This window comes from Georgenia wutianyii (genome assembly GCF_006349365.1).
Lineage (GTDB): Bacteria > Actinomycetota > Actinomycetes > Actinomycetales > Actinomycetaceae > Oceanitalea > Oceanitalea wutianyii.
Genome location: NZ_CP040899.1, coordinates 1,809,949 through 1,836,024, shown reverse-complemented (window position 1 = coordinate 1,836,024; position 26,076 = coordinate 1,809,949). Strand labels below are relative to the sequence as shown.

Annotated in this window: 20 protein-coding genes and 1 pseudogene; 20 read left to right on the top strand and 1 reads right to left on the bottom strand. The window is 73.3% G+C overall.

The window, feature by feature from the left end; genetic code table 11:
• Positions 1-55: 55 nt before the first annotated feature.
• Positions 56-2,317, bottom strand: coding sequence for an MMPL family transporter (locus tag FE251_RS08215; protein ID WP_230976367.1), 2,262 nt, complete (start codon positions 2,315-2,317; stop codon positions 56-58).
• 79 nt (positions 2,318-2,396) lie between these two features.
• Here FE251_RS08215 and FE251_RS08210 point away from each other — a divergent pair, with 79 nt between their 5' ends.
• From FE251_RS08210 to pyk, 20 genes and pseudogenes are all read left to right on the top strand, one after another.
• Positions 2,397-3,860, top strand: a complete 1,464-nt coding sequence (locus tag FE251_RS08210) for a threonine/serine exporter family protein (protein ID WP_139072938.1) — start codon at positions 2,397-2,399, stop codon at positions 3,858-3,860.
• Positions 3,861-4,008: 148 nt separating this feature from the next.
• A complete protein-coding gene (locus FE251_RS08205) occupies positions 4,009-5,361 on the top strand; it encodes a replication-associated recombination protein A (RefSeq protein ID WP_139072937.1) in 1,353 nt (450 codons plus the stop codon).
• A gap of 431 nt (positions 5,362-5,792) precedes the next feature.
• Positions 5,793-6,425: a 30S ribosomal protein S4 gene (gene rpsD, locus FE251_RS08200; RefSeq protein ID WP_139072936.1), complete on the top strand. Its 633-nt coding sequence runs from the start codon at positions 5,793-5,795 to the stop codon at positions 6,423-6,425.
• A 114-nt stretch (positions 6,426-6,539) separates the two neighbouring features.
• Positions 6,540-6,887 carry a DUF948 domain-containing protein gene (locus tag FE251_RS08195; protein WP_139072935.1) on the top strand — a complete coding sequence of 116 codons (348 nt, stop codon included), beginning with the start codon at positions 6,540-6,542 and terminating at the stop codon, positions 6,885-6,887.
• Complete coding sequence (locus FE251_RS08190) at positions 6,884-7,120, top strand: hypothetical protein (protein ID WP_139948451.1); 237 nt, start codon at positions 6,884-6,886, stop codon at positions 7,118-7,120. The genes FE251_RS08195 and FE251_RS08190 overlap by 4 nt, the downstream gene beginning before the upstream one ends.
• A 37-nt stretch (positions 7,121-7,157) precedes the next feature.
• Positions 7,158-9,842: an alanine--tRNA ligase gene (alaS, locus tag FE251_RS08185; protein ID WP_139948450.1), complete on the top strand. Its 2,685-nt coding sequence runs from the start codon at positions 7,158-7,160 to the stop codon at positions 9,840-9,842.
• Positions 9,842-10,335 (top strand): annotated as a pseudogene (gene ruvX / locus FE251_RS08180) (Holliday junction resolvase RuvX). The gene alaS and the pseudogene ruvX overlap by 1 nt, the downstream one beginning before the upstream one ends.
• Complete coding sequence (mltG, locus tag FE251_RS08175) at positions 10,332-11,504, top strand: endolytic transglycosylase MltG (protein ID WP_139948449.1); 1,173 nt, start codon at positions 10,332-10,334, stop codon at positions 11,502-11,504. The pseudogene ruvX and the gene mltG overlap by 4 nt, the downstream one beginning before the upstream one ends.
• 2 nt (positions 11,505-11,506) lie before the next feature.
• Complete coding sequence (locus FE251_RS08170) at positions 11,507-12,439, top strand: shikimate dehydrogenase (protein WP_330998285.1); 933 nt, start codon at positions 11,507-11,509, stop codon at positions 12,437-12,439.
• 64 nt (positions 12,440-12,503) lie between these two features.
• Positions 12,504-13,019, top strand: a complete 516-nt coding sequence (locus tag FE251_RS08165) for a prepilin peptidase (RefSeq protein WP_139948448.1) — start codon at positions 12,504-12,506, stop codon at positions 13,017-13,019.
• A 70-nt stretch (positions 13,020-13,089) separates the two neighbouring features.
• Positions 13,090-14,301: a chorismate synthase gene (aroC, locus tag FE251_RS08160; RefSeq protein ID WP_223147508.1), complete on the top strand. Its 1,212-nt coding sequence runs from the start codon at positions 13,090-13,092 to the stop codon at positions 14,299-14,301.
• Positions 14,298-14,837 carry a shikimate kinase gene (locus FE251_RS08155; RefSeq protein WP_139072928.1) on the top strand — a complete coding sequence of 180 codons (540 nt, stop codon included), beginning with the start codon at positions 14,298-14,300 and terminating at the stop codon, positions 14,835-14,837. Before aroC ends, FE251_RS08155 begins: the two co-directional genes overlap by 4 nt.
• A complete protein-coding gene (gene aroB / locus FE251_RS08150; RefSeq protein WP_139948446.1) occupies positions 14,834-15,913 on the top strand; it encodes a 3-dehydroquinate synthase in 1,080 nt (359 codons plus the stop codon). Before FE251_RS08155 ends, aroB begins: the two co-directional genes overlap by 4 nt.
• Before the next feature lie 46 nt (positions 15,914-15,959).
• Entirely contained in the window at positions 15,960-16,571 is a 612-nt protein-coding gene (locus FE251_RS08145; RefSeq protein ID WP_139948445.1) for a hypothetical protein, read from the top strand.
• On the top strand, positions 16,568-16,939 hold the full coding sequence (locus FE251_RS08140) for a hypothetical protein (protein WP_139072925.1): 372 nt from the start codon (positions 16,568-16,570) through the stop codon (positions 16,937-16,939). Before FE251_RS08145 ends, FE251_RS08140 begins: the two co-directional genes overlap by 4 nt.
• Positions 16,940-16,968: 29 nt before the next feature.
• Positions 16,969-17,532 (top strand): elongation factor P, encoded by a 564-nt coding sequence (gene efp, locus FE251_RS08135; protein ID WP_139072924.1) that lies wholly within the window; start codon positions 16,969-16,971, stop codon positions 17,530-17,532.
• 1 nt (position 17,533) lies between these two features.
• Positions 17,534-17,965, top strand: a complete 432-nt coding sequence (nusB, locus tag FE251_RS08130) for a transcription antitermination factor NusB (protein WP_139072923.1) — start codon at positions 17,534-17,536, stop codon at positions 17,963-17,965.
• A 514-nt stretch (positions 17,966-18,479) separates the two neighbouring features.
• A complete protein-coding gene (gltB, locus tag FE251_RS08125; RefSeq protein WP_139948444.1) occupies positions 18,480-23,054 on the top strand; it encodes a glutamate synthase large subunit in 4,575 nt (1,524 codons plus the stop codon).
• A complete protein-coding gene (locus tag FE251_RS08120) occupies positions 23,047-24,543 on the top strand; it encodes a glutamate synthase subunit beta (protein ID WP_139072921.1) in 1,497 nt (498 codons plus the stop codon). Before gltB ends, FE251_RS08120 begins: the two co-directional genes overlap by 8 nt.
• A 72-nt stretch (positions 24,544-24,615) precedes the next feature.
• A complete protein-coding gene (pyk, locus tag FE251_RS08115; protein WP_139948443.1) occupies positions 24,616-26,037 on the top strand; it encodes a pyruvate kinase in 1,422 nt (473 codons plus the stop codon).
• Positions 26,038-26,076 lie beyond the last annotated feature (39 nt).

The following is a 26,076-nucleotide window of genomic DNA, read 5'->3' as shown; positions in this document are numbered from 1 at the left end:
CCGAGGGCCTTGATCCGAACGGATCAAGGCCCTCGGCTTTACTGCTGTCGAGGTCTCAGTGGGTGATGCCGATCCGCTCGTGCAGCCGGCGCAGCGGGCCGGGGGCCCACCAGTTCCACTTGCCCAGGACGGTCATCGTCGCGGGGACGAGGAGCATCCGGACGAGCGTCGCGTCGATGGCCACGGTGACCGCGAGGGCGAACCCGACCTGCTTGATCACCATGAGCTCACCGGCGACGAACCCGAGGAACACGAGCGTGATGATGAGCGCCGCGGAGGTGATGATCCGTCCCGAGCGCTGCAGGCCGTGCTCGACGGCGGTGTCGTTGGGGTACCCCGCGTCCCAGTACTCCTTGATCCGGGCGAGGAGGAACACCTCGTAGTCCATCGCCAGCCCGAACCCGAAGGCCACGACAACAGCGACGACGTAGCTCTCCAGCCCGCCGATCGGGGCGAAGTCGAGCAGGCCGGTGAGGTGCCCCTCCTGGAAGACCCAGGTCGTCACCCCCAGCGCCGCGCCCAGGCCGAGGATGTTGACGAGGATCGCCTTGACCGGGATGAGCACCGAGCCGGTCATGAGGAAGAGCAGGACGAAGATCGTGAGGATGACGAGGCCCGCCGCGATCGGCAGGCGGTCGGTGATCGCCGCGGTGAAGTCGAGCTGGTTGGCGGCCTGGCCCACCACCCACGTCTCGAAGCCGGGGTCGAGGGCGCGGATCGCCTCGACGACGTCGGTCGCGGCGGCGCCGCCCGGGTCGTCGTCCTCGAGGTAGACGCCGATGACTGCGTGCTCCCCGGAGTCCGCGGGGGTCGCGTCGGTCACCTCGGCGACGCCGTCGATCTCTGCGAGGTCCGCGGTCCACTCCTGCGCGGTCTCGGCGTCGGCGTCGGTGACGACGTAGACGGCCGGCGACGCCGCGGCCGGGTAGTCCTCCCCGACGACGGCGATGAACTCACGCTGGTCCGAGCTCGCCGGGAGCAGGTCGGTCCCGGAGTTGCGCAGCTCCAGCCCGCGCACGGGGGAGGCGAGCACCCCGAGGATGGCGACGACGCCGATGATGACGAGCCACGGGTGGCGGTGCACGCCACGGGCCAGGCGGGAGAACGCCCCCTCCTCGGGCGCGATGTCACCGAGGTGCGAGACCGCGCGGTTGAGCCCCGGCACGCGGGAGAGGAACGAGGGCTTCTGGAGCCGTCGGCCGAGCAGGACGAGCAGGGCGGGGACGAGCGTGAGGGCCGTGGCGAGGGCGATGAGGACGACCGAGACGCCTGCGGCGCCCAGGGAGCGCAGGATGTCCGGGGTGAAGACCATGAGGGCGCTGATCGCGATGGCGATCGTCACCGCGGAGAACGTCACGGTGCGGCCCGCGGTCCTCACCGTGCGGCGCACGGCCTCCTCGACCACGGCCCGGCTGTGCGCGCGGCGGCGGCGCCGGCGCAGCGGCAGGCCCTGGCTCGCCGTCGACGTCGCGACGTCCGCGGCCTCCTCGCGGTAGCGCGAGACGATGAGCAGGCCGTAGTCGATCGACAGGCCCAGCCCGAGCACGGTGACGACGTTGACGACGACGGCGTCGAGCTCGATGACCTGCGCGAAGCCGAGCAGCGCGCCGAGGCCGCCGGCGATCGAGGCGAGCGCGCCGATGATCGGGATCCCGGCGGCGAGGAAGCCGCCGAAGACGAGGACCATGACGAGCAGCGACAGCGGCAGCGCGATCGCCTCGCCGCGGGCGAGGTCGCGCTCGACCTGGTCGGTGACGGCGGAGACGATGAGGTCGACGCTCGAGACGATGCCGTCGGCGTCGGGGGCGACGTCGGTGAGCTCCGCGGGGATCTCGGCAAGGCGCTCCTCGACGGCGGCGCGGGCGGCGTCGGGGTCCGCCAGGCCGGGCTCGAGCTCGGCGCTGAGGAGGAAGCCGTCGCTGTCAGCGGAGACGAGCGAGGCGACGAGCGGGTCGGAGGGACCCTCCGGGGCGAGGAACGGGTCGACGACGCCCGAGACGCCCTCGAGATCTTCGACGTCCTGCCGGATGGGGATGAGGGCGGAGGCGATGCCGGCGACGACGTCCTCGTCGGTGAGGTCGGTCCCGCGGACGAGGAGGTTGACCTCCTGGCCCGCCTCCTCGGAGCCGGCGAGCAGGTCGCGGCCCACCTGGCTCTCTGCGCCGGGCACGCGCGGTTCACCGGAGTGCAGCTGGGCGAACAGGCTCTGCCCGAACACTCCGAGGGCCAGGGTGAGGCAGGACACGACGACCACGGCCCAGACGGCGATGGTGGTCCGAGGGCGCCGGATGACGCCGCGGGCGAGTGCATCGAACACGTCACTCAGTCTCTCACCACGCTCCGGCGGCTCGTGTGCGCCTCGCACTCGTGCGCGGGCGTGACGTAGCGTCGTCGTCGTGGCCCAGACACCCGACCCCGAGAGCACCGTGCCGGGCGGCGCTGTCCGCGCGGCCGGCCACGTCCGCCGGGAGTCCATCCTGCGCGAGCGCGCGCGCCGGGTGGTCGCGGCCAGCGGGCCGCCCACCCTCGCGTTCTCCACCCCCCGCCGGGAGTCGCAGCTCGCCGCCGAGACCGAGCGCTCGGTCCTCGACCTCGTGCTGCGCGTGGGTGAGGCGATGATCGCCACCGGGGCGCCCGTGGCCGACGTCACCGCCGCCCTGCTCCGCCTCGCCGCGGCCTACGGCGTGACGAACTGCCACGTCGACATCACGTTCATCTCGATCTCCGCGTCGATCGACCGTGACGACGACCCCATCACCAAGCTCCGCGTCATCAGCGTGCGCACGTCGGACTACAGCCGCCTCACCGAGCTGTTCCTCCTCGTGGAGGACAGCGCGGCGGGCAGGCTGCCCCTCGAGGACGCCCACGCCCGCCTCGAGCGCGTCCTGCGCGCCCCGCACCCCTACCGGCGCTGGATCGTCACCGGGGCGCTGGGTGCGATGGCCGGCGGCGTCGCCTTCCTGCTCGGCGGCGGGTGGCAGGTCGCGCTCGTCGCGGCGCTCACCACCGTGATCATCGACCGCGTGCTGCGGGTCCTGCGCCGGTGGGGACTGCCGTACATCTTCCAGCAGGCGGCGGGCGCCGGTATCGCGACGCTCGTCGCGCTCGTGCTGCTGTGGGGCCAGGACCTGTTCGGCTGGGACCGCTCGCTGCTCCCACCCTCGCTCGTCGTCGCCTCCGGGATCGTCGTGCTGCTCGCGGGACTGCAGCTCGTCGGAGCGGCGGAGGACGCGATCTCGGGCTTCCCGCTCACCGCTGCTGCGAAGACCTTCGAGGTGGCGCTCTACACGACGGGCCTGGTCATCGGCATCGGGTTCGTGCTCGACATGGGCCAGCGGCTGGGCGTCCCGCTCGTCATCGGCGACGTCTTCGGGTCCTCGCCGCCCGCCTTCGTCCAGGTCCTGTGCGGCGCGGTCATCGCGGGCTCCTGGGCGGTCGCCTCCTACACCCAGGCCCGCAACGTGTGGCTCATCTCGCTCGTCGGTGCCGTGGCCACGGGCACCTACTACCTCGTCGACACGCTGTGGCTCGGGCCGGCCGGCGCGGCGTTCTTCGCCGCCCTCGTCGTCGGCCTCATCGGCGGGGTCATCGGGGACCGCGGGCGGCTGCCCTCCTTCGTCGTGTCCGTGTGCGGCGTCACCCCGATGCTCCCGGGCCTGTCGATCTACGCCGCGATGTTCTCCTTCATCGAGTCCGGCGACCTCATCAACGGTGGTCAGCTCGCCATCCGCGCCCTGTCGGTGGGCCTGGCGCTGGCCGCGGGCGTCACGCTCGGGGAGTTCTGCGCCTCGCCGCTGCGCTCGGAGATGGACCGCTGGGAGCGCCGGGTCCGCACCCGGGCCCGCGGCGCCCGCATCTGACCCGCCCTCCCTCCCGCCCACCCTCTCCTCCGCGCGAGAGCCGACTTCCGCGCGAGAGCCGAGTTCCGCGCGAGAGCCGACTTCCGCACGAGCCGGGCTGCGCAGCGCCGGTCCTCGGCCCGTCGGTCCGGCGACGTACAGTCGCCCCGTGGATCTCTTCGACTCCGTGGGCGCCGACGACGCCGGCACCCCGGCTGCCCGGCCCGACGCCCCGCTCGCCGTGCGGATGCGCCCTGCCTCCCTCGCCGAGGTCGTCGGCCAGGACCACCTGCTCGAGCAGGGCGCACCGCTGCGCCGCCTCGTCGAACCGCGCCCCGACGCGCGGATCGGCGCGTCGTCCGTCATCCTCTGGGGCCCGCCCGGCACCGGTAAGACGACGCTCGCCTACCTCGTCGCCCACGCCTCCGGCCGTCGCTTCGTCGAGCTCTCCGCGGTCACCGCAGGCGTCAAGGACGTGCGGCAGGTGGTCGAGGACGCCCGTCGTCGCCTCGTGTCGACCGGCGGGGAGACGGTCCTGTTCATCGACGAGGTCCACCGGTTCTCCAAGACGCAGCAGGACGCCCTCCTGCCCTCGGTGGAGAACGGCTGGGTGACGCTCGTCGCCGCGACCACCGAGAACCCGAGCTTCTCCGTCATCTCACCGCTCCTGTCGCGCTCCCTCCTGCTCACCCTCCGCCCGCTCGAGGAGAAGGACGTGCGCGCGCTCGTCGCCCGCGCTCTCGCCGACGAGCGTGGCCTGGGCGGACGGTTCGAGCTCGACGACGACGCCGCGGACCACCTCGTGCGTCTCGCCGGCGCCGACGCGCGCAAGGCGTTGACGATCCTCGAGGCCGCGGCGGGTGCGGCCCGCGCCGCCGACCAGGAGCGGATCGACCTGGAGACCATGGAGCGCGCGATCGACGTCGCGGCCGTGCGCTACGACCGTGCGGGCGACCAGCACTACGACGTCACCAGCGCGTTCATCAAGTCGATGCGCGGGTCCGACGTCGACGCCGCACTCCACTACCTCGCGCGCATGGTCGTCGCGGGGGAGGACCCGCGCTTCATCGCGCGCCGTATCGTCATCGCCGCCTCCGAGGAGGTGGGGATGGCCGACCCGACGGCGCTGCACACCGCTGTCGCCGCAGCCCAGGCGGTCGCCTTCATCGGGATGCCGGAGGCGCGCCTCATCCTCGCCCAGGCTGTGGTCCACGTCGCGACGGCGCCGAAGTCCAACGCCGCCTACCTCGCGATCAACGAGGCGATCGCCGACGTGCGGGCGGGCAAGGCCGGGCCGGTGCCGGCGCACCTGCGCGACTCGCACTACTCCGGTGCGAAGGACCTGGGGCACGGCAAGGACTACGTCTACGCCCACGACGTGCCGCACGCGATCGCGACCCAGCAGTACCTGCCCGACGAGCTGGCCGGACGTCGCTACTACGAGCCGCGACAGCGCGGCCTCGAGCGGGAGATCGCTCCGCGGCTCGAGCGGATCCGCGAGATCCTCGACGGCAAGAGCTGAGCGTCCCTGCGGAAGTCGGCTCTCGCGCGGAGGTCGGCTGTCGTGCGGAAGTCGGCTTTCGCGCGGAAGTCGGCTGTCGCGCACAAGTCGGCTCTCGCGCGGAACTCGGCTCTCGCGCACAAGTCGGCTCTCGCGCGGAACTCGGCTCTCGCGCACAAGTCGGCTCTCGCGCGGAACTCGGCTCTCGCGCACAAGTCGGCTGTCGCGCACAAGTCGGCTCTCGCGGGGGAGGGCGGGGCGGGGGCAGGGGAGCAGGGGAGTGGGAGAGGCGGGGGTCACAGGGGCGGCGCCAAGGTGGGCCTGGGGCGGCTGTTAAACTGCTTCGGTTGCCTTCGGGCAGCCACCTGGGGTCATAGCCGTCATGGTCGGCCCCGCGCGCCGGGCGTCCCCGCCCGTTCGCGTGACGTCACAACGACAGGAAGTCACACACAGTGAGCAAGAACAACCAGGCTCGGTCGCGCCGCCAGGTGCGCCTGTCCCGCGCCCTCGGCATCGCGCTGACCCCCAAGGCGGTCAAGCACTTCGAGAAGCGCCCGTACGGCCCCGGTGAGCACGGCCGCGCCCGTCGCCGCACCGAGTCCGACTACGCCGTCCGCCTCAAGGAGAAGCAGCGTCTGCGCGCGCAGTACGGTCTGCGCGAGGCGCAGATGACGCGCGTCTTCGAGGAGGCCCGCAAGGAGTCCGGCCTGACCGGTGAGTCGCTGGTCGAGCTGCTCGAGATGCGTCTGGACGCTCTCGTCCTGCGCTCCGGGTTCGCCCGCACGATCGCCCAGGCCCGTCAGGCCGTGGTGCACCGTCACATCCTCGTCGACGGCAAGCTCGTCGACCGCCCCTCCTTCCGCGTGAAGCCGGGTCAGGTCATCCAGGTCAAGCCGAAGAGCCAGACCATGACCCCGTTCCAGATCGCCGCCGCCGGCGCCCACCGCGACGTCCTGCCGGACGTCCCGGGCTACCTCGAGGTGCAGCTGGAGAAGCTGCGCGCCGAGCTCGTCCGTCGCCCGAAGCGCGCCGAGGTCCCCGTGACCTGTGACGTCCAGCTCGTCGTCGAGTACTACTCGCGCTGACCGAGCTCTCTTGCTTGCGCCCCGGGCACCGGCCACGCCGGTCCCGGGGCGCGGGCATTTGCCGGTAGCCTTCCGGGCAGCGCACCCCGACCCGTCCCTCCAAGGAGCTTGCAGATGAACATCGGCGACATCGCCGGGATCGTGGCAGCCGTCGCCTTCCTCTTGCTCGTGGCCTTCCTCGCCGTTCCGCTGCTCAAGGTCGGCGCGGTGCTCGACGCCGCGACGGACTCGGTGCGCGAGATCACCGCGCACGCGCTGCCCGTGGTCGACGAGGCCGCCGCCACGATCAGGGCCGGCAACGCCCAGATCGTCAAGGTCGACGCCGTCACGACCGCCGCCACCGAGGTCTCGCAGAACGTCTCGGCGCTCACCACGCTCGTCTCCGCGACGGTCGGCGGACCGCTCATCAAGGTCTCGGCGTTCTCCTACGCCGTGCGGCGGTTCTTCCGGCGAGGCGCATGATGCGTCGCAGCCTCGTCGTCGGCACGACGGTGCTCGTCGTGCTCGTCCTCGCCGCCCCCGCGGCCCGGCGCGGCCTGTCCACCACCGTCGAGTCGGCCGTCGACGGCGTGCGCCGGCGTGTCGCCGCCTTCCGCGAGGACTACGCCGTCCGGGAGTCCGAGCTGCGCGAGCGGCTGCTGCCGGACGACGTCGTCGTCGACGCCGCGCGCCACCGCGTCGCCGAGTCCCGCTGACCCCACCCTCCGCCACTTCCCACGCACCTGAGGTTCCATGCGCACCGCCGAGATCCGATCCCGCTGGCTCGACTACTTCGCCAAGCACGACCACGAGATCGCACCGAGCGTCCCGCTCGTGTCCCCCGACCCGTCGATCCTCTTCACGATCGCCGGGATGGTCCCCTTCATCCCCTACATCGTGGGGACCCAGGAGGCGCCGTGGCCGCGGGTGGCGTCGGTGCAGAAGTGCCTGCGCACCAACGACATCGAGAACGTCGGCCGGACGACGCGTCACGGCACGTTCTTCCAGATGAACGGCAACTTCTCCTTCGGTGACTACTTCAAGGAAGGGGCCATCAACTACGCCTGGGACCTGCTGACGACGTCGCAGGCCGAGGGTGGCTACGGTCTCGAGGGCGACCGCCTGTGGGTGACGATCTGGGACGAGGACGCCGAGGCGCTCGACGCGCTCACCCGGGTGGGCGTGGACCCGCGGCACATCGTGCGCCTGCCGCGCGAGGAGAACTTCTGGGACACCGGACGCCCCGGCCCGGCCGGCCCGTGCGCCGAGTTCCACTACGACCGTGGCCCGGAGTTCGGCCCGGAGGCCGTCGGCGGGACCGTCGACCCCGGTGGCGACCGCTACCTGGAGATCTGGAACCTCGTCTTCGACCAGTTCCTCCGCGGTGAGGGCACCGGCAAGGACTACCCGCTCATCCGCGAGCTCGAGCACAAGAGCATCGACACCGGCGCGGGCCTGGAGCGCATCGCCTACCTGCTCCAGGGCAAGAGCAACATGTACGAGATCGACGAGGTCTTCCCCCTCATCGAGCGCACCCAGGAGCTCACCAGCCGCCGCTACGGCGCGGACGTCGAGGACGACGTGCGGATGCGGGTCGTGGCCGACCACGTCCGCTCCTCCCTCATGCTCATCGGCGACGGCGTGCGCCCGGGCAACGACGGCCGCGGCTACGTGCTGCGCCGCCTCATCCGCCGCGCCGTGCGCTCGGTGCGCCTCCTCGGCGTCGACGAGCCGGCGCTGCCGCACCTGCTGCCCGTCGCCAAGGACGCGATGGCGGCGTCCTACCCCGAGCTCGAGCAGCGCTTCGCGAGCATCAGCGAGGTCGCCTACGGCGAGGAGGAGGCCTTCCGCCGCACCCTCGTCGCCGGCACGACGATCCTCGACACCGCCGTGAGCAAGGCGAAGGCGGCCGCGGACGGCCGTCCCCGGCTCGGCGGCGCCGACGCGTTCGCGCTCCACGACACCTACGGCTTCCCGATCGACCTCACCCTCGAGATGGCCGCCGAGCAGGGCGTGAGCGTGGACGAGCAGGGCTTCCGCGAGCTCATGGCCGAGCAGCGCGAGCGCGCCCGCGCCGACGCCCTCGCCAAGAAGGCCGGGCACGTCGACCCGGCGCAGTACCGCGAGCTGCAGACCCGCCTGGGCGGGGACACCCTCTTCCTCGGCTACACCGACCTCACCAGCGAGGCGCGCGTCGTCGGGCTGCTCGTCGACGGCAGGGCCGTCCCGGCGGCGACCGCTCCTGCCGACGTCGAGGTCGTCCTGGACCGCACGCCGTTCTACGCCGAGGCCGGTGGCCAGCTCGCCGACCACGGCACGATCAGCCTCCAGGGCGGGGGCATCGTCGCGGTCGACGACGTCCAGGCGCCGGTCAAGGGCCTGGTCGTGCACCGCGGCCGCCTCACCGAGGGCACCGTGACCCTCGACGAGAACGGCGTGGCGATGATCGACGTCACCCGCCGCAAGGCGATCGCCCAGGCGCACAGCGCCACCCACATGGTCCACAAGGCGCTGCACGAGTCCCTCGGCGACCAGGCGACGCAGGCCGGCTCGGAGAACGCGCCCTCGCGCCTGCGCTTCGACTTCCGCCACGGCTCGCAGGTCCCGGCCAGCGTCCTCGGCGAGATCGAGGAGCGGGTCAACGGCCAGCTCCTGGAGAACCTCGACGTCAGCGACGAGGTCATGGACATCGACGACGCCCTCGCCTCCGGCGCGATGGCGCTCTTCGGCCAGAAGTACGGCTCGCGGGTGCGCGTCGTGTCGATCGGCGGGGACTGGTCCAAGGAGCTGTGCGCGGGCACCCACGTGCCCTCCACCGGCCACATCGGGCGGGTCACCCTGCTCGGTGAGTCCTCCATCGGCTCGGGCGTGCGCCGCGTCGACGCCCTCGTCGGCGCCGGCGCCTACGGCTTCCAGGCCAAGGAGCACGTCCTCGTCGGTCAGGTGACGAGCATGCTCGGCGGGCGTCCGGAGGAGCTGCCCGAGCGGGTCTCCAGCCTCATGAGCCGGCTCAAGGCCGCCGAGAAGGAGCTCGCGACGCTGCGTCGCCAGCAGCTCCTCGCCGGCGCGCGGCAGGTCGCCGACTCCGCCCAGGACGTCGCCGGCACCCTCGTCGTCGTGCACGACGCCGGGGAGGTCGCGGGCGACGACCTGCGCACCCTCGCGCTCGACGTGCGCGGGCGGCTCGGGGACGCGCGTCCCGCCGTCGTCGCGGTCGCCGGCACGAGCAACGGCCGCCCGTCCGTCGTCGTCGCGACCAACGCGGGGGCCCGGGACCTCGGCCTGCGCGCCGGCCAGCTCGTCCGCGGCGCCGCCGGGCGCCTCGGCGGTGGCGGCGGGGGCAAGGACGACGTCGCCCAGGGTGGCGGTACCGAGACCGCGGCGGTGCCCGCGGCGCTCGACGGAATTGTCGCCGACGTACGGAGCGTGGTCGCCTGATGACGGACGACTCCCCGACCTTCAGCCGCGGGGTGCGCCTCGGGGTCGACGTCGGTGCCGTGCGGGTGGGTCTCGCACGCAGCGACGCAGACGGACTGCTCGCGACTCCGGTCGAGACGGTCACCGGTGACAGGGACGCCCAGGTGCGACGGATCGTCGAGGTCGCGCAGGAGCTGGGGCGGTCGCTCTGGTCGTGGGCCTCCCGCGCCAGCTGTCCGGTGCGGAGGGACGTGCTGCGCAGGCGGCGCGGGAGTACGCTCTGGTGCTGGCGCGGGCATGCTCGCCCGTGCCCGTGCGGCTCGTCGACGAGCGGCTGACGACCGTGAGCGCCCATCAGGCACTGCACCGGTCGGGTCGTCCGGGACGGCAGCACCGCGCGGTCGTCGACCAGGTGGCCGCGGTGATGATCCTGCAGGAGGCATTGGACCAGGAGCGCCGGACGGGTCAGCCGGCGGGGGAGCTCGTCGACCATGGAACGGAGATCGAGTCGTGAGCGACCTCTTCGACCAGACGTTGCTGGCCGACGAACACCATCCTCCCGCCGAGCGCGTCGGACGCGCGGCCAGGCGCGACCGCGCCGCCCGCAAGCGGCGCCGCCGCCGCAGGACGGCCATCGCGGTGACGCTGAGCGTGCTGCTCGTCGCGGCCCTCGCCATCGGTGGCTTCATGGTCCTCCGCCCGCTCTTCGACGGGCGCGAGGCCGCGTCGACCGAGGACTTCGCCGGTCCCGGCAGCGGGAGCGTGTCGGTCGTCATCGCCGAGGGCGCCACCGGCGCCGCGATGGGTGACGCGCTCGTCGCAGCCGGCGTCGTCGCCTCGCGCCAGGCGTTCGTCGAGGCGTTCACCGCCAACCCCGACGCCGCGCAGATCCAGCCGGGCACGTACTCGCTCATGACCGAGATGCGCGCCGAGGACGCGGTGTCCGCACTGCTCAACCCGGCGAACAAGTCCGAGCTGCGGATCACCGTCCCGGAGGGCTGGCGCGCGAGCCAGATCTTCGAGCGCATCGCCAGCGTCGCGCAGATCCCGGTGGAGGAGGTCGAGGCCGCGGCACAGGACCGCGCCGCCATCGGCCTGCCGGAGCAGGCCGCGGACAACCCCGAGGGCTGGTTCGCCGCGACGACCTACATCCTCGAGCCGGACGCCGACGCGACGGAGATCCTCGCCGCGATGGTCGAGCAGACCAAGCGGACCCTCGAGCGCTACGGCGTGCCCGCCGAGGACCAGCACGACGTCCTCACCAAGGCCTCGATCATCGAGCACGAGGTCAACCGCGACGAGGACCGCGGCAAGGTGGCCCGGGTCCTGGAGAACCGCCTGGCGAACTGCTCCGGCGACGGCCTCATCGGCATGGACTCGACGATCAACTACGGGGTCGGGCGCTCCGGCGGTGTGCCCGAGCGCTCGGAGCTGAACAACGCGGAGAACCCCTACAACACCCGCATCCACGCCGGGCTCCCGCCGACCCCGATCGGCGCGCCCGGGGCCGCCGCCATCGAGGCGGTGCTCGAGCCGCCAGAGGGTGACTGGTGCTACTTCGTCACCGTCGACCTCGACAGCGGCGAGACCCGGTTCACCGGCGACTACTCCGAGCACCTGCGCAACCAGGAGCTGTTCCGCCAGTGGCTGGCGAACAACCCCACCGAGGAGGACGAGGGCTGAGCGTGAGCAGTGTGCCGGGCGTCCTGCCCACGTACGACCGGGCGCCGACCGGCACGCTGCCGGCCGGCGCGCGCCGCGCCGCCGTGCTCGGCAAGCCCGTGGCCCACTCGCTGTCCCCGGTGCTCCACGACGCGGCGTACGCCGCCCTGGGCATCGACTGGGTCTACGGCGTCGCGGAGGTCGACGAGGCCGGCCTGCGCGGCGTCGTCGCCGCGCTGGACGGGGAGTGGGCCGGGCTCTCGCTCACGATGCCGCTCAAGCACGTCGCCCTCGAGGTCGCGGACGTCGTCGACCCGCTCGCGCAGGTCGTCGGCGCCGTCAACACGCTCATCGTCCAGCCCGGCCCCGGCCGCGGCCTGCTCGTCGGGGCGAACACCGACGTCCACGGCGTCGTCGCGGCCCTGCGCGAGGCGGCCGGCCGTGCGGACTGGCGTCCGCACGGCGCGGTCGTCCTGGGCGGTGGAGCGACGGCGGCCTCCACCCTCGCCGCGCTGGCCGAGCTCGGCATCACCTCCTCCCTCGTGCTCGTGCGCAACCCCGCCCGCGCCGGCGCCCTCCAGCGGGCCGCCCACCGGATGGGGGTGGACATCACCCTGCGGCGGTGGACCTCCGCGGAGCAGGCCGCGGACGCCGTGCGCGCCGCCGACGTCACCGTCTCCACGCTGCCCGCCCACGCCGGTGACGACCTCGGGGACCACCTCGCCGCGACGGCGCAGGGGCAGGGCGCCGGCCGCGTCCTGCTCGACGTCGCCTACGACCCGTGGCCCAGCCGGCTCGCCGCCGGCTTCACCGCCGACGGCGGCGCGGTCGCCCCGGGGTGGGCGATGCTCCTGCACCAGGCCGCCGAGCAGGTCCGGCTCATGACCGGCCGCCCCGCGCCGGTCGAGGCGATGCGCACGGCGCTGACCGACGCCCTCGCCCGCCGTGGCGGCTGACGCCGCGCTCCCCGGAGCGGCCGGGCGCAGACGCCCTTCGCCGACCGTGCTCGCGGTCGCCTGCATGGTGGCCGCCGTGCTCGCCGTCGTGCTCCACGGCTGGCGCGCCGACCTGCCGGCCGCCGTCGTGCTCGCCGTCGCCGGGGTCCTCCTCGCTGCCGAGGACCTCGCCTCCCACCGGCTGCCCAACGCCGTCCTCGGCCCGACGGGCGCGGCGCTGGCAGCTCTCCTCGTCCTCGCCGCGGCCCTCACGGGGGAGTGGGCGGGGCTCGGGCGCGCAGCGCTGGCGGCGGTGCTGTGCGGGGCGGGGTACCTGCTCCTCGCGCTGCTGCGGCCCACCGGCCTGGGGATGGGCGACGTCAAGCTCGGCGCCCTGCTCGGCGCCTGGCTGGGGTGGCTCGGCTGGGGTGCCGTCCTGCTCGGGGTGGTCGCCGGGTTCGTCCTCGGTGGCCTCGCCGGGCTGGTGCTCCTCGCCACGCGCCGGGCGACCCGGACCACGGCCATCGCCTTCGGGCCGTGGCTGCTCCTCGGCGCGGCCCTCGCCTCGGTCCTCACCGTGCGCCTCGGCCCGGTGCTCTGAACGCCGCCCCGCCGCTCCGGCTGGCGGACGCGCGGCAAGGACGTCGGTGGGCCGTGGGAGGATGCCGGGCATGCGTTGGTTGACAGCAGGGGAGTCGCACGGGGAGGCCCTCGTCGGGGTCGTCGAGGGGGTTCCCGCCGGTGTGGAGGTGACCACGGAGGACATCCGCTCGGTCCTCGCCCGGCGGCGCCTCGGCCACGGCCGCGGCGCCCGGATGAAGTTCGAGCAGGACGAGGTGCGCCTGCTCGGCGGTGTGCGCCACGGGCGCACCATGGGCGGCCCTGTGGCCATCGAGATCGCGAACTCCGAGTGGCCCAAGTGGCAGACGGTCATGTCCGCCGACCCGGTCGACACCCGGCTGCTCGAGGTCGACGCCGGCACCGGCGACACCCGTGAGATCGCCCGCAACAAGCCGCTGACCCGCCCCCGGCCCGGGCACGCCGACCTCGTCGGCATGACGAAGTACGCGCTGGAGGACGCCCGGCCGGTGCTCGAGCGCGCCAGCGCGCGGGAGACCGCCACCCGCGTCGCGCTCGGCGCGGTCGCCGCCGCGATCCTCGAGCAGGTCGCCGGTGTGCGGCTCGTCTCGCACGTCGTGTCCGTCGGTGAGGTCGAGGTGCCCGACGGCGCCCCCCTCCCCGGCCCGGACGACGTCGCCGCCCTCGACGGCGACCCCATCCGCTGCTTCCACCCGGAGACGTCGGCCGCGATGGTCGCGGAGATCGACGAGTGCCGCAGGGACGGCGACACCCTCGGCGGCGTCGTCGAGGTGCTCGTCTACGGACTGCCGCCCGGTCTCGGCTCCTTCGTCCACGGGGACCGCAAGCTCGACGCGCGCCTCGCCGGCGCGCTCATGGGCATCCAGGCGATCAAGGGCGTCGAGGTCGGTGACGGCTTCCGCACCGCCCGGCGCCGCGGCTCGGTCGCCCACGACGAGATCGTCCGCGACGCCCACGGCGTGCGCCGCACGACCAACCGGGCCGGTGGCATCGAGGGCGGGATGAGCAACGGTGAGGTGCTGCGTGTGCGCGCCGCCCTCAAGCCGATCTCCACCGTCCCCCGCGCCCTGCGGACCATCGACGTCGCCACCGGTGAGGCGGCCACCGCCATCCACCAGCGCTCCGACGTCTGCGCCGCCGCGCCGGCCGCGGTCATCGCCGAGGCCATGACCGCCCTCGTGCTCGCCGACGCGCTCCTGGAGAAGACCGGTGGTGACTCCGTCGCGGAGTGCCGGCGCAACCTCACCTCCTACCTCGAGTCGATCCCGGAGGTGCTGCGATGAGCGCCCGACGCGCCACCGTCGTCCTCGTCGGTCCTCCCGGTGCTGGGAAGACCACCGTCGGCGGCGAGCTCGCCCGGCTCCTCGGCGTCGAGCTCCTCGACACCGACGAGGACGTGGAGCGCCGCGAGGGCCGCACGATCAGCGACATCTTCATCGACGACGGCGAGGCGCACTTCCGCGCGCTCGAGCACGCGGCCGTGGTCCGGGCGCTGGAGGCGCACGAGGGGGTCGTCGCGCTGGGCGGAGGAGCGGTCGAGCACCCCGAGACCCGCGCCGCGCTGCGCTCGGTGCCCGTCGTCTACCTCGACGTCTCCATGGCCAAGGCCCTGCCGCGGGTGGGACTGTCCGGAGCGCGCCCGCTCCTCGTCGACAGCCCCAGGGCCCGCTGGAAGGCCCTCATGGACGCCCGGCGCCCGCTGTACCAGGAGGTTGCCGGCCTCGTCGTCCTCACCGACGACGAGCCCGTCGAGCGCCTCGCCACGCTCATCGCCGAGGCGCTGGAGCGCGGGGAGCTGCGCCCCCGGGACGAGACATGATCGAGGCGCGCGTGCCCGTGCGGGCCGAGCACGACTACGAGGTGCTCATCGGCCGGGGCCTGGAGGCCGAGACCGCGCGAGCCGTGGGCAGTGAGCCCCGCCGGGTGCTGCTCGTCCACCAGCCGCCGCTCGCCGAGCGCGCCGCCCGGCTCGCCGACGTGCTGCGCGACGCCGGTCACGAGGTGCTCCCCGCCGAGGTGCCCGACGGCGAGGCTGCCAAGACCGCCGCCGTCCTCACCGACCTGTGGGGCCGCCTCGGCCGCGCCGCCTTCACCCGCCAGGACGTCGTCGTCGGGCTCGGGGGAGGGGCGGCCACCGACCTCGCCGGGTTCGTCGCCGCCTCGTGGCTCCGTGGCGTGGCCGTCGTCCACGTGCCCACGACCCTCCTCGGCATGGTCGACGCCGCCGTCGGGGGGAAGGCCGCGATCAACACGGCGGAGGGCAAGAACCTCGTCGGAGCCTTCCACTCGCCCCGCGCCGTCGTGTGCGACCTCGACACCCTCGCCACGCTGCCGCCCCAGGACCACGCCGCGGGTCTGGCCGAGGTCGTCAAGTGCGGCTTCATCGCCGACCCCCGCATCCTCGAGCTCGTCGAGGCCGACGCCGGCACGGCGGCCCTCGACCCGTCCACGCCGGTGCTCGCCGAGCTCGTCCGCCGCGCGGTCGAGGTCAAGGCCGACGTCGTGTCCGCCGACCTGCGTGAGGCCGGGCGCCGCGAGTTCCTCAACTACGGCCACACCCTCGCGCACGCGATCGAGCTGAGCGAGGACTTCCGCTGGCGGCACGGCGACGCCGTCGCCGTCGGGATGGTCTTCGCCGCCGAGCTCGCCCGCGCCGCCGGCCGCCTCGACCCCGCCGACGTCGCACGTCACCGCGAGGTGCTCGGGATGCTCGGCCTGCCGACCACCTACCGCCAGGACCGGTGGGCGGAGCTCCTCGAGGCGATGGGCCGGGACAAGAAGACCCGTGGCTCGACCCTCCGTTTCGTCGTCCTCGACGGGATCGGCCGGCCGGGTCGCCTCGAGGGTCCCGACCCCGAGCTGCTGCGCAGCGCGTACGCCACCCTCGCGAGATGAAGGCCTCGGCCTTGATCTGCGCGCATCAAGGGCTTAACCTTGCGCCATGTTCGTCATGACGGCCGACCAGAAGGGCAGCCGCCGGCGGGGTGACGCCGTCCCCGGGCTGCTCACCGCCGTGTCCGCCTGGGCCGAGGAGTGGGGCGACCCGTTCGTCCTGCCCGTCCAGCGCACCGTGGGCGACGAGGTCCAGGGTGTGCTCGCCGACCCCGCGGCCGTCGTCAGCCTGGCTCTGCTCCTCCAGCGGCTCGGCGGGTGGAGCGTGGGGATCGGCGCGGGCCCGGTCACCGAGCCGCTGGCGTCGAGCGCGCCGGCGAGCGCCGGTGAGGCCTTCGTCCTCGCACGCGACGCCGTCGAGCGCGCCCGCGGACGGGCCGTGAGCGTCCCGCTCGCCGTCGCCGGCGCCGAGCCCCGCGCCGCCGAGGAGGCCGAGGCGCTCCTCCAGCTCCTCGCCGCCGTCGTCCGCCGGCGCACCGCCGCCGGCTGGGAGGTCGTCGACCTCATGGCGCGCGTCGGCACGCAGCGGGAGGCCGCCAACCGGCTGGGCATCAGCGCCCAGGCGGTGAGCCAGCGCCTCGACACCGCGCTGTGGCACGAGGAGACCCGCCTGCACCCCCTCGCCGCGCGGCTGTTGCGGACCGCGGAGGTGGCGGCATGACGTGGGCCGCCGCCGGGGTCGTCGCCGGAGCGCTCGTCCTGTCGGTCCTCCTGGGCCGAGTCGTCACGGCGCTCGTGCTCCGGCGCGTGGAGTCCGAGGCCCCCGGGAACGGGGTGCTGCGAGGCGGCGCGTGGATCGGGATGCTCGAGCGGGCCGCCATCACCGGCTCCTTCCTCGCCGGGTTCCCCGAGGGCATCGCCGTCGTCCTCGCCGTCAAGGGCCTGGGCCGCTACCCGGAGCTGCGCGAGAGCCACCCGGACAAGCGCAGCCCCGCTGCGGAGCGGTTCATCATCGGCACGCTCATCTCCTACACGTGGGCCGGTGCGTGCGCTGCGCTGGGAGCCTGGGGCCTCCACGCGTTAGGCTGACTGGCGCTCATCCCCGAAAGGACATCCCTGTGGCCACCACGAACGACCTGAAGAACGGCATGGTGCTCGTCATCGACGGCAACCTCTGGTCCGTCGTCGAGTTCCAGCACGTCAAGCCCGGCAAGGGTCCGGCCTTCGTGCGGACCAAGATCAAGAACGTGCTCTCGGGCAAGACGGTCGACAAGACCTTCAACGCCGGCGTCAAGGTCGAGACCGCGACCGTCGACCGGCGCGACATGCAGTACCTGTACCAGGACGGCGACGACTACGTCTTCATGGACACCTCGACCTACGACCAGCTGCCGGTGAGCGGCGACGTCGTCGGCGACGCGGCGAACTTCCTCCTCGAGGGCCAGATCGCCACGGTGGCCACCCACGAGGGCCGGGTCCTCTACATCGACCTGCCCGCCTCGGTCGTCCTCGAGATCACCTACACCGAGCCCGGCCTCCAGGGCGACCGTTCCTCGGCCGGCACGAAGCCCGCGACCGTCGAGACCGGCTACGAGATCCAGGTGCCCCTGTTCCTCGAGCAGGGGACCAAGGTCAAGGTCGACACCCGCACCGGGGCCTACCTCGGCCGCGTGAACGACTGAGATGGCCGCACGCAGCAAGGCGCGGGCGCGCGCCGTGGACGTGCTCTACGAGGCCGACCAGCGCGCGCTCGCCGGCTGGGACGTCGAGCTCCGGGAGCTGCTCGCGCAGCGCCTCGAGCGCACGACCGCCCAGACCGCCCTCCCGCAGTACGCCGTCGACATCGTCGAGGGCGTGGCCGACCACGCGGCCGAGATCGACGAGCTCATCACCACCTACGCCCAGGACTGGACGCTGCCGCGGATGCCCGCGGTCGACCGTGCCATCCTGCGGCTGGGCGTGTGGGAGCTGATGTTCAACGACGACGTGCCCGGTGCCGTCGCCGTCGACGAGGCGGTCGCCCTCGCGACCAAGCTCTCGACCGACGAGTCGCCGCGGTTCGTCAACGGCCTCCTCGGCCGGATCCTCCAGCTCGAGGCCGGCGGCCGGGACTAGCCTCCGGCAGGCCGGCCAGCCGCACGTCGCGCGCGTGGGGGCGCAGCCCCACCGACTCGTAGGTGGCCCTGGCCCCCGGCGCCGCGGCTGGCCGGCTGCCGGCTCGCCACCTGCCATCTCGGCAGGGGCGCGCCGTGCCCCCGCCACCACGCGGAGAGCTCGCCGGGGTGCCGCCGGCCCGACCAGCCCCACAGGCGGCCGGCGAGCTCGCGCACCCGCCTCAGCGCCCCGCGTCGCAGCCCGTGACCAGCTCCGGCTCCACGCCCGCCCCCTCCGTCGCGGACCGCTCGCGAGTGACCTTGTCGACCTTGCGCGGAGGCCCCCCACAGGCGCATCGTGGAAGGGAGCGTGACCTCGGTAGGGCGGCCTCGGCCCTCGTACCAGGATGTAAGACGTTCGCCGTGTCCGGGGCCCATATGTCCAACCGCAGGGTCACCGGGGCGTAAAGTCTCGGCACGCTGGGTCAACGGCGCCCCACCTCTCGTCATGGACATCTGTTAACGAAAGGACACTCATGGGGCCGATCCACGGGAACCCGCCGCAGTCCGGAGCGCCGCCGCGTCAGGGGCTGTACGACCCCGCGAACGAGCACGACGCCTGCGGTGTGGCCTTCGTCGCAACCCTCCGTGGCACCCCTTCCCGCGAGATCGTCGAGTCCGCCCTCACGGCGCTCATGAACCTCGACCACCGCGGCGCCGTCGGCGCCGAGGAGGACACCGGCGACGGCGCCGGCATCCTGCTCCAGGTCCCCGACGCCTTCCTCCGCGAGGAGCTCGGCTTCCCCCTGCCCGACCCCGGGTACTACGCCGTCGGCATGGCCTTCCTGCCGGGCGGGACCAGCGCCTCGACCGAGCGCGCCGCCGCCGTCGCCGCCGTCGAGCGCATCGCCGCCGAGGAGGGCCTGCGGGTCCTGGGCTGGCGTGAGGTCCCCGTCGTCGCCGACCTCGTCGGCCCGATGGCCCGTTCGACCATGCCGGCCCTGCGCCACCTCGTCGTCACCGACGCCGACGGGACGCGCTCCGGCGTCGCGCTCGACCGCCTCGCCTACCGGCTGCGCAAGCGCGCCGAGCACGAGGTGGGCGTCTACCTCGCCTCGCTGTCCTCGCGCACCCTCGTCTACAAGGGGATGCTCACGACGACGCAGCTCGCGCCCTTCTTCCCCGACCTCGGGGACCCGCGGATGGTGAGCGCACTCGCGCTCGTCCACTCGCGCTTCTCGACGAACACCTTCCCCTCCTGGCCGCTGGCCCAGCCGTTCCGGCTCGTCGCGCACAACGGTGAGATCAACACGGTGCGTGGCAACCGCAACTGGATGGGGGCGCGCGAGGGCGTGGCCTCCAGCGAGCTGCTCGGGGACCTCGAGCCGCTGCTGCCGATCTGCCCGCCGGGGGCGAGCGACTCCGCGTCCTTCGACGAGGTGCTCGAGCTGCTCCACCTCGCCGGCCGCTCCCTGCCGCACGCCGTGCTCATGATGATCCCCGAGGCGTGGCAGAACCACGCCGAGATGGACGCCTCACGCCGCGCCTTCTACGAGTACAACTCCACGATCATGGAGCCGTGGGACGGCCCCGCGGCCATGACGTTCACCGACGGCACGCTCATCGGGGCGGTGCTCGACCGCAACGGCCTGCGCCCGGCCCGCTACTGGGTGACCGACGACATCGTCGTCCTCGCCTCGGAGGCCGGGGTGCTCGACCTCGACCCCTCGACGATCACCCGCAAGGGACGCCTCGAGCCAGGGCGCATGTTCCTCGTGGACACCGCCGCCGGGGAGGTCGTGGACGACGACGCCCTCAAGGCCGAGCTCGCCGCCCAGCACCCGCACGCCGACTGGCTCGCCGAGCACACCCTGCACCTGGGTGACCTGCCCGACCGCGAGCACGTCCTGCACTCGCGCTCCTCGGTGGTCCGCCGCCAGCAGGTGTTCGGGTACAGCGACGAGGAGCTGCGCATCGTTCTGGCGCCGATGGCCCAGACCGGCGCCGAGGCGCTCGGGTCGATGGGCACCGACACGCCGGTCGCCGTGCTCTCCAGCCGTCCGCGCCTGCTCTTCGACTACTTCGCCCAGCAGTTCGCGCAGGTGACCAACCCGCCGCTCGACGCGATCCGCGAGGAGCTCGTCACCTCCCTCGGCGGCGCGATCGGCCCCGAGCCCAACCTCCTCGCCGACCTGCCCGAGCACGCGCGCAAGCTCGTCCTGCCGTTCCCGACGATCGACAACGACCAGCTCGCCAAGATCGCCCACCTCGGCACGGCGCGCGCCGCCAAGGGCCTGAGCTCGGTCGTCGTGTCCGGCCTGTACCCCGTCGCCGGCGGGGGAGCGGCGCTCGAGCAGCGCCTGCAGGAGATCTTCGCGGAGGTCGACGAGGCCATCGAGCGTGGCGTGAGCTTCATCGTGCTGTCCGACCGGCACGCCACCGCCACGCTCGCCCCGATCCCCTCCCTGCTCCTCACCGCCGCGGTGCACCACCACACGCTGCGCCGCCGCACCCGCACGAAGGTCAGCCTCCTCGTCGAGGCCGGGGACGTGCGCGAGGTCCACCACGTCGCCATGCTCATCGGCTACGGCGCGGCGGCGGTCAACCCCTACCTCGCGATGGAGAGCGCCGAGGAGCTCGTCCTCGGGGGCACGGTCACCGGGGTCAGCGCCGAGCAGGCGGTCGCCAACGTGATCCGCGCGCTGGGCAAGGGCGTGCTCAAGGTCATGAGCAAGATGGGGATCTCCACGGTCTCCTCCTACCGCGGCGCGCAGGTGTTCGAGTCCCTCGGCCTGTCCCGCGAGCTCGTCGACACCTACTTCACCGGCACACCCGCCCCGATCGACGGCGTCGGCCTCGACGTCGTCGCCGCGGAGGTCGCCGCCCGCCACGCGACCGCCTACCCGCCCTCGGGCATCTCCCCGGCCCACCGCAGCCTGCGCGTGGGCGGGGAGTACCAGTGGCGCCGCGAGGGCGAGCCGCACCTGTTCGACCCCGAGACCGTCTTCCGGCTCCAGCACGCCACCCGTTCGCGCAAGATGGACGTGTTCCGCGACTACACCCGCCGGGTGGACGAGCAGTCCGAGCGGCTCATGACGCTGCGCGGCCTGTTCCGCCTGCGGACGGGGGAGCGCCCGCCGGTGCCGATCGACGAGGTCGAGCCGGTGAGCGAGATCGTCAAGCGCTTCTCCACGGGCGCCATGTCCTACGGCTCGATCTCCGCCGAGGCGCACGAGACGCTCGCGATCGCCATGAACACCCTCGGTGCCAAGTCCAACAGCGGTGAGGGCGGGGAGGACACCGACCGCCTCCACGACCCGCTGCGCCGCTCGGCGATCAAGCAGGTCGCCTCCGGACGGTTCGGCGTCACGGCCGACTACCTGAGCAGCGCGGACGACATCCAGATCAAGGTCGCGCAGGGCGCCAAGCCGGGCGAGGGCGGGCAGCTGCCCGGCCCGAAGGTCTACCCGTGGGTGGCCGGCACCCGGCACTCCACGCCGGGCGTCGGGCTCATCTCCCCGCCGCCGCACCACGACATCTACTCCATCGAGGACCTCGCCCAGCTCATCCACGACCTCAAGAACGCCAACCCGCAGGCGCGCGTGCACGTCAAGCTCGTCTCCGAGGTCGGCGTCGGGACCGTGGCGGCGGGCGTCGCCAAGGCGCACGCCGACGTCGTCCTCGTCTCCGGGCACGACGGCGGGACCGGGGCCAGCCCGCTGACCTCGCTCAAGCACGCGGGCGGCCCGTGGGAGCTCGGCCTGGCCGAGACCCAGCAGACGCTCGTGCTCAACGGGCTGCGTGACCGGATCGTCGTCCAGACCGACGGGCAGCTCAAGACGGGGCGCGACGTCCTCATCGCGGCGCTGCTCGGCGCGGAGGAGTACGGCTTCGCCACCGCGCCGCTCGTCGTCGCCGGCTGCGTCATGATGCGCGTGTGCCACCTGGACACCTGCCCGGTCGGCATCGCGACGCAGAACCCCGAGCTGCGCGCGCGGTTCACCGGCCGCGCCGAGCACATCGTCACGTTCTTCGAGTTCGTCGCCCAGGAGGTGCGCGAGCTGCTCGCCTCCCTCGGTCTGCGCTCGATCGACGAGGCCATCGGCCGCGTCGACCTGCTCGACACCGACGAGGCCGTGGGCCACTGGAAGACCGCGGGCCTGGACCTCAGCCCCGTGCTCGCCGACATCGACCCCGCGCCGGGGACGGCCCGGCGGCGCGTGCGCGAGCAGGACCACGGGCTCGACAAGAGCCTCGACGTCGCGCTCATCGAGCAGGCCCGCCCCGCGCTGGAGGACGGCACACCGGTGCGCATCGACGTGCCGGTCCGCAACGTCAACCGCAGCGTCGGCACCCGCCTGGGCCACGAGGTGGCCCGCCGGTACCGGTCCGCGGGGCTGCCGGACGGCACCATCGACGTCACCCTGCGCGGCACGGCGGGGCAGTCCTTCGGGGCGATCCTGCCCGCCGGGATCACCCTGCGGCTGCTCGGCGACGCCAACGACTACGTCGGCAAGTCGCTGTGCGGCGGGCGGATCATCGTCCGGCCCGAGCCCGACTCCCGGCTGCGCGCGGCTGAGAACACCATCGCGGGCAACGTCATCGGCTACGGCGCCACCTCCGGGGAGCTCTTTCTCTCCGGCCGCGTGGGGGAGCGGTTCTGCGTCCGCAACTCCGGCGCGACCGCCGTCGTCGAGGGGGTGGGGGACCACGCGCTGGAGTACATGACCGGCGGCACGGTCCTCATCGCCGGTCCGACCGGCCGCAACCTCGGCGCCGGCATGTCCGGCGGCACCGCCTACGTCCTCGACCTCGACCGTGCCCGGGTCAACGCCCCGGCCGTCGCCGACGGCGAGCTCCTCCTCGTCGACCTCGACGCCGAGGACCGCTCGATCGTCCTCGACCTCCTGCGTCGTCACCTCGAGCACACCGGGTCCACCGTCGCCGCCGAGCTCCTCGACGACGCCGACGCCACCTGCGCCCGGTTCGTCAAGGTCCTGCCCCGCCGCTTCGCGGCCGTCTCCGCCGCCCTCGCCGACGCCGCCCAGGAGGGCCTGGACGCCGGATCCCCGGACGTGTGGAGCACCATCCTGGAGGTGTCCAATGGCTGACCCGCGCGGCTTCCTGACCTACCGGGAGCGCGAGCTTCCCGCCCGCCGTCCGGTGCCCGTCCGCATCCTCGACTTCCACGAGGTCTACGAGCGCCGCCAGGAGGACGCGCCGGCGCTCGTGCGGCAGGCGACCCGCTGCATGGACTGCGGCGTGCCGTTCTGCCACGCGGGCTGCCCGCTCGGCAACCTCATCCCGGAGTGGAACGAGCTCACCCGGCGCGAGGACTGGGAGGCGGCGATCGGCCGGCTCCACGCGACGAACAACTTCCCGGAGTGGACCGGGCGGCTGTGCCCGGCGCCGTGCGAGAGCGCGTGCGTCCTTGGCATCAACCAGCCGCCGGTGACGATCAAGAACATCGAGCAGTCCATCGCGGACAACGCCTGGGAGCAAGGGCTCGTCACCCCCCAGGTGCCGCCGCGGCAGACGGGCCGGACGGTCGCCGTGATCGGCTCCGGGCCGGCCGGCCTGGCCGCCGCGCAGCAGCTCACCCGCGCCGGCCACACCGTCGCGGTGCTCGAGAAGGACGACCGGGTCGGTGGCCTGCTCACCTACGGCATCCCCGACTTCAAGATGGAGAAGGTCCAGGTCACGCGCCGGCTGGAGCAGATGGAGGCCGAGGGCACGATCTTCCGCACGGGGGTCGAGGCCGGGACCACCATCACCGGTGAGGAGCTGCTCGAGCGGTACGACGCCGTCGTCCTCGCGACCGGCTCCACCGTGGCCCGCGAGGTCCCGGTGCCGGGGCGTGAGCTCGACGGCGTCGTGCTCGCCATGGACTACCTCGTCCAGTCCAACCGGGTGGTCGCCGGGGACGTCGTCCCCGACCAGATCCTCGCCACCGGCAAGGACGTCGTGGTCATCGGCGGTGGAGACACCGGCTCCGACTGCTTCGGCACCGCCAAGCGCCAGGGCGCCCGGTCGGTCACCCAGATCGACATCAACGTGCGCCGGCCCGACGAGCGCGCACCCGGCGAGCCGTGGCCGATGGACCCCCGCGTCTTCACCGTCTCGACCTCCCACGAGGAGGGCGGGGAGCGGGTCTTCGGCACCGCGACCCTCGAGCTCCTGTCCGACGGCTCCGCCGGTGAGGGCAAGGTCAGCCACGTCCGCCTCGTCGAGGTGGTCCGCCACGCGGACCGGTCCACGACGCCGGTCGAGGGCACCGAGCGGATCATCCCCGCCCAGCTCGTCCTCATCGCCATCGGGTTCTCCGGGGTGCCGCGCGAGGGCCTCGTGGAGCAGCTCGGGCTCGAGGTCGACGAGCGCGGGCGTGTCGTCCACGACGAGACGTTCGCCACGTCCGTGCCCGGCGTCTTCGTCGCCGGCGACGCGGGCCGCGGCCAGTCGCTCATCGTGTGGGCAATTGCGGAGGGCCGGTCCTGCGCGGCAACCGTGGACCGCTACCTCGGCGGGGGCACCGCGCTGCCCGCCCCGGTGAGCCGTTCCAGCGCGCCGATCGGGGCCGACATCGCCGGACTGGCGCGCTAGCGCAGCGAGGGGGACGTTCGCTGGCCGAACGTCCCCCTCGCGAGGTCCGATTCGGGCGATAGGGTGACAACCATGCGTAGAGCGAAGATCGTGTGCACCATCGGCCCGGCAACGGAGTCCGCAGACCAGATCCAGGCCCTTGTCGACGCGGGGATGGACGTGGCGCGGATCAACCGCAGCCACGGCGACGCCTCCGAGCACGAGGCCGTGTACCACCGGGTGCGCGACGCCGCCCAGGCCTCCGGCCGCGCGGTCGCGGTGCTCGTCGACCTGCAGGGCCCCAAGATCCGCCTCGGGCGGTTCGTCGAGGGCGAGGTCGAGCTCGTCGAGGGCCAGACCTTCACCATCACCACCGAGGACGTCCCCGGTACCGCCGAGATGGCCTCGACGACCTACTCGGGCCTCCCGGGCGACTGCAAGCCCGGTGACCGCATCCTCATCGACGACGGCCGCGTCGCGGTGCGGATCCTCGAGGTCGACGGCCCGCGCGTCGTCACCCGCGTCGAGGTCGCCGGCCCCGTCTCCAACAACAAGGGCCTCAACCTCCCCGGTGTCGCCGTCAGCGTCCCCGCCCTGTCCGAGAAGGACAAGGAGGACCTGCGCTGGGCCGTGCGCCTCGGTGCCGACCTCATCGCGCTGTCCTTCGTGCGCAGCGCGGCGGACATCGACGACGTCCACGCGATCATGGACGAGGAGGGACGCCGCGTCCCCGTCGTCGCCAAGATCGAGAAGCCGCAGGCGGTCGACAACCTCGTCGAGATCGTCGACGCGTTCGACGGCATCATGGTCGCCCGCGGCGACCTCGGCGTCGAGCTGCCCCTCGAGGAGGTGCCGGTCGTCCAGAAGCTGGCGGTCGAGCTCGCCCGTCGCAACGCCAAGCCGGTCATCGTCGCCACCCAGGTGCTCGACTCGATGATCACCAACCCGCGCCCGACCCGCGCCGAGGTGTCCGACTGCGCCAACGCCATCCTCGACGGTGCCGACGCGGTCATGCTCTCCGGTGAGACCTCGGTGGGCCAGTTCCCGATCGAGGCCGTCCGCACGATGGCGCGCATCGTCGAGCACACCGAGGAGGAGGCCAGCGACCGCATCGCGCCGCTCGGCACCACCCCGCACACCCGTGGTGGCGTCATCACCCGCGCGGCCGCCGAGATCGGCGAGCTCCTCGGGGTCAAGTACCTCGTGACCTTCACCCAGTCCGGTGACTCCGCCCGCCGCATGTCGCGGCTGCGCTCCTCGATCCCGCTCCTGGCCTTCACGCCGCTCACCTCCACGCGCAACACCCTCGCGCTGAGTTGGGGCGTGCAGACCTACGAGGTGCCCGAGGTGACCCACACCGACGACATGGTCGCCCACGTCGACAAGGTCCTCCGCAGCTCCGGCCTCGCCGAGGAGGGTGACCGCGTCGTCATCGTCGCGGGCATGCCCCCCGGCAAGGTCGGCACGACCAACTCGATCCGCGTCCACCGGCTCGGGGAGCTCCCCCAGTCCTGAGGTCGCTGACCGTCGGCGCCGGCCGTCCCCCTCGGGGGG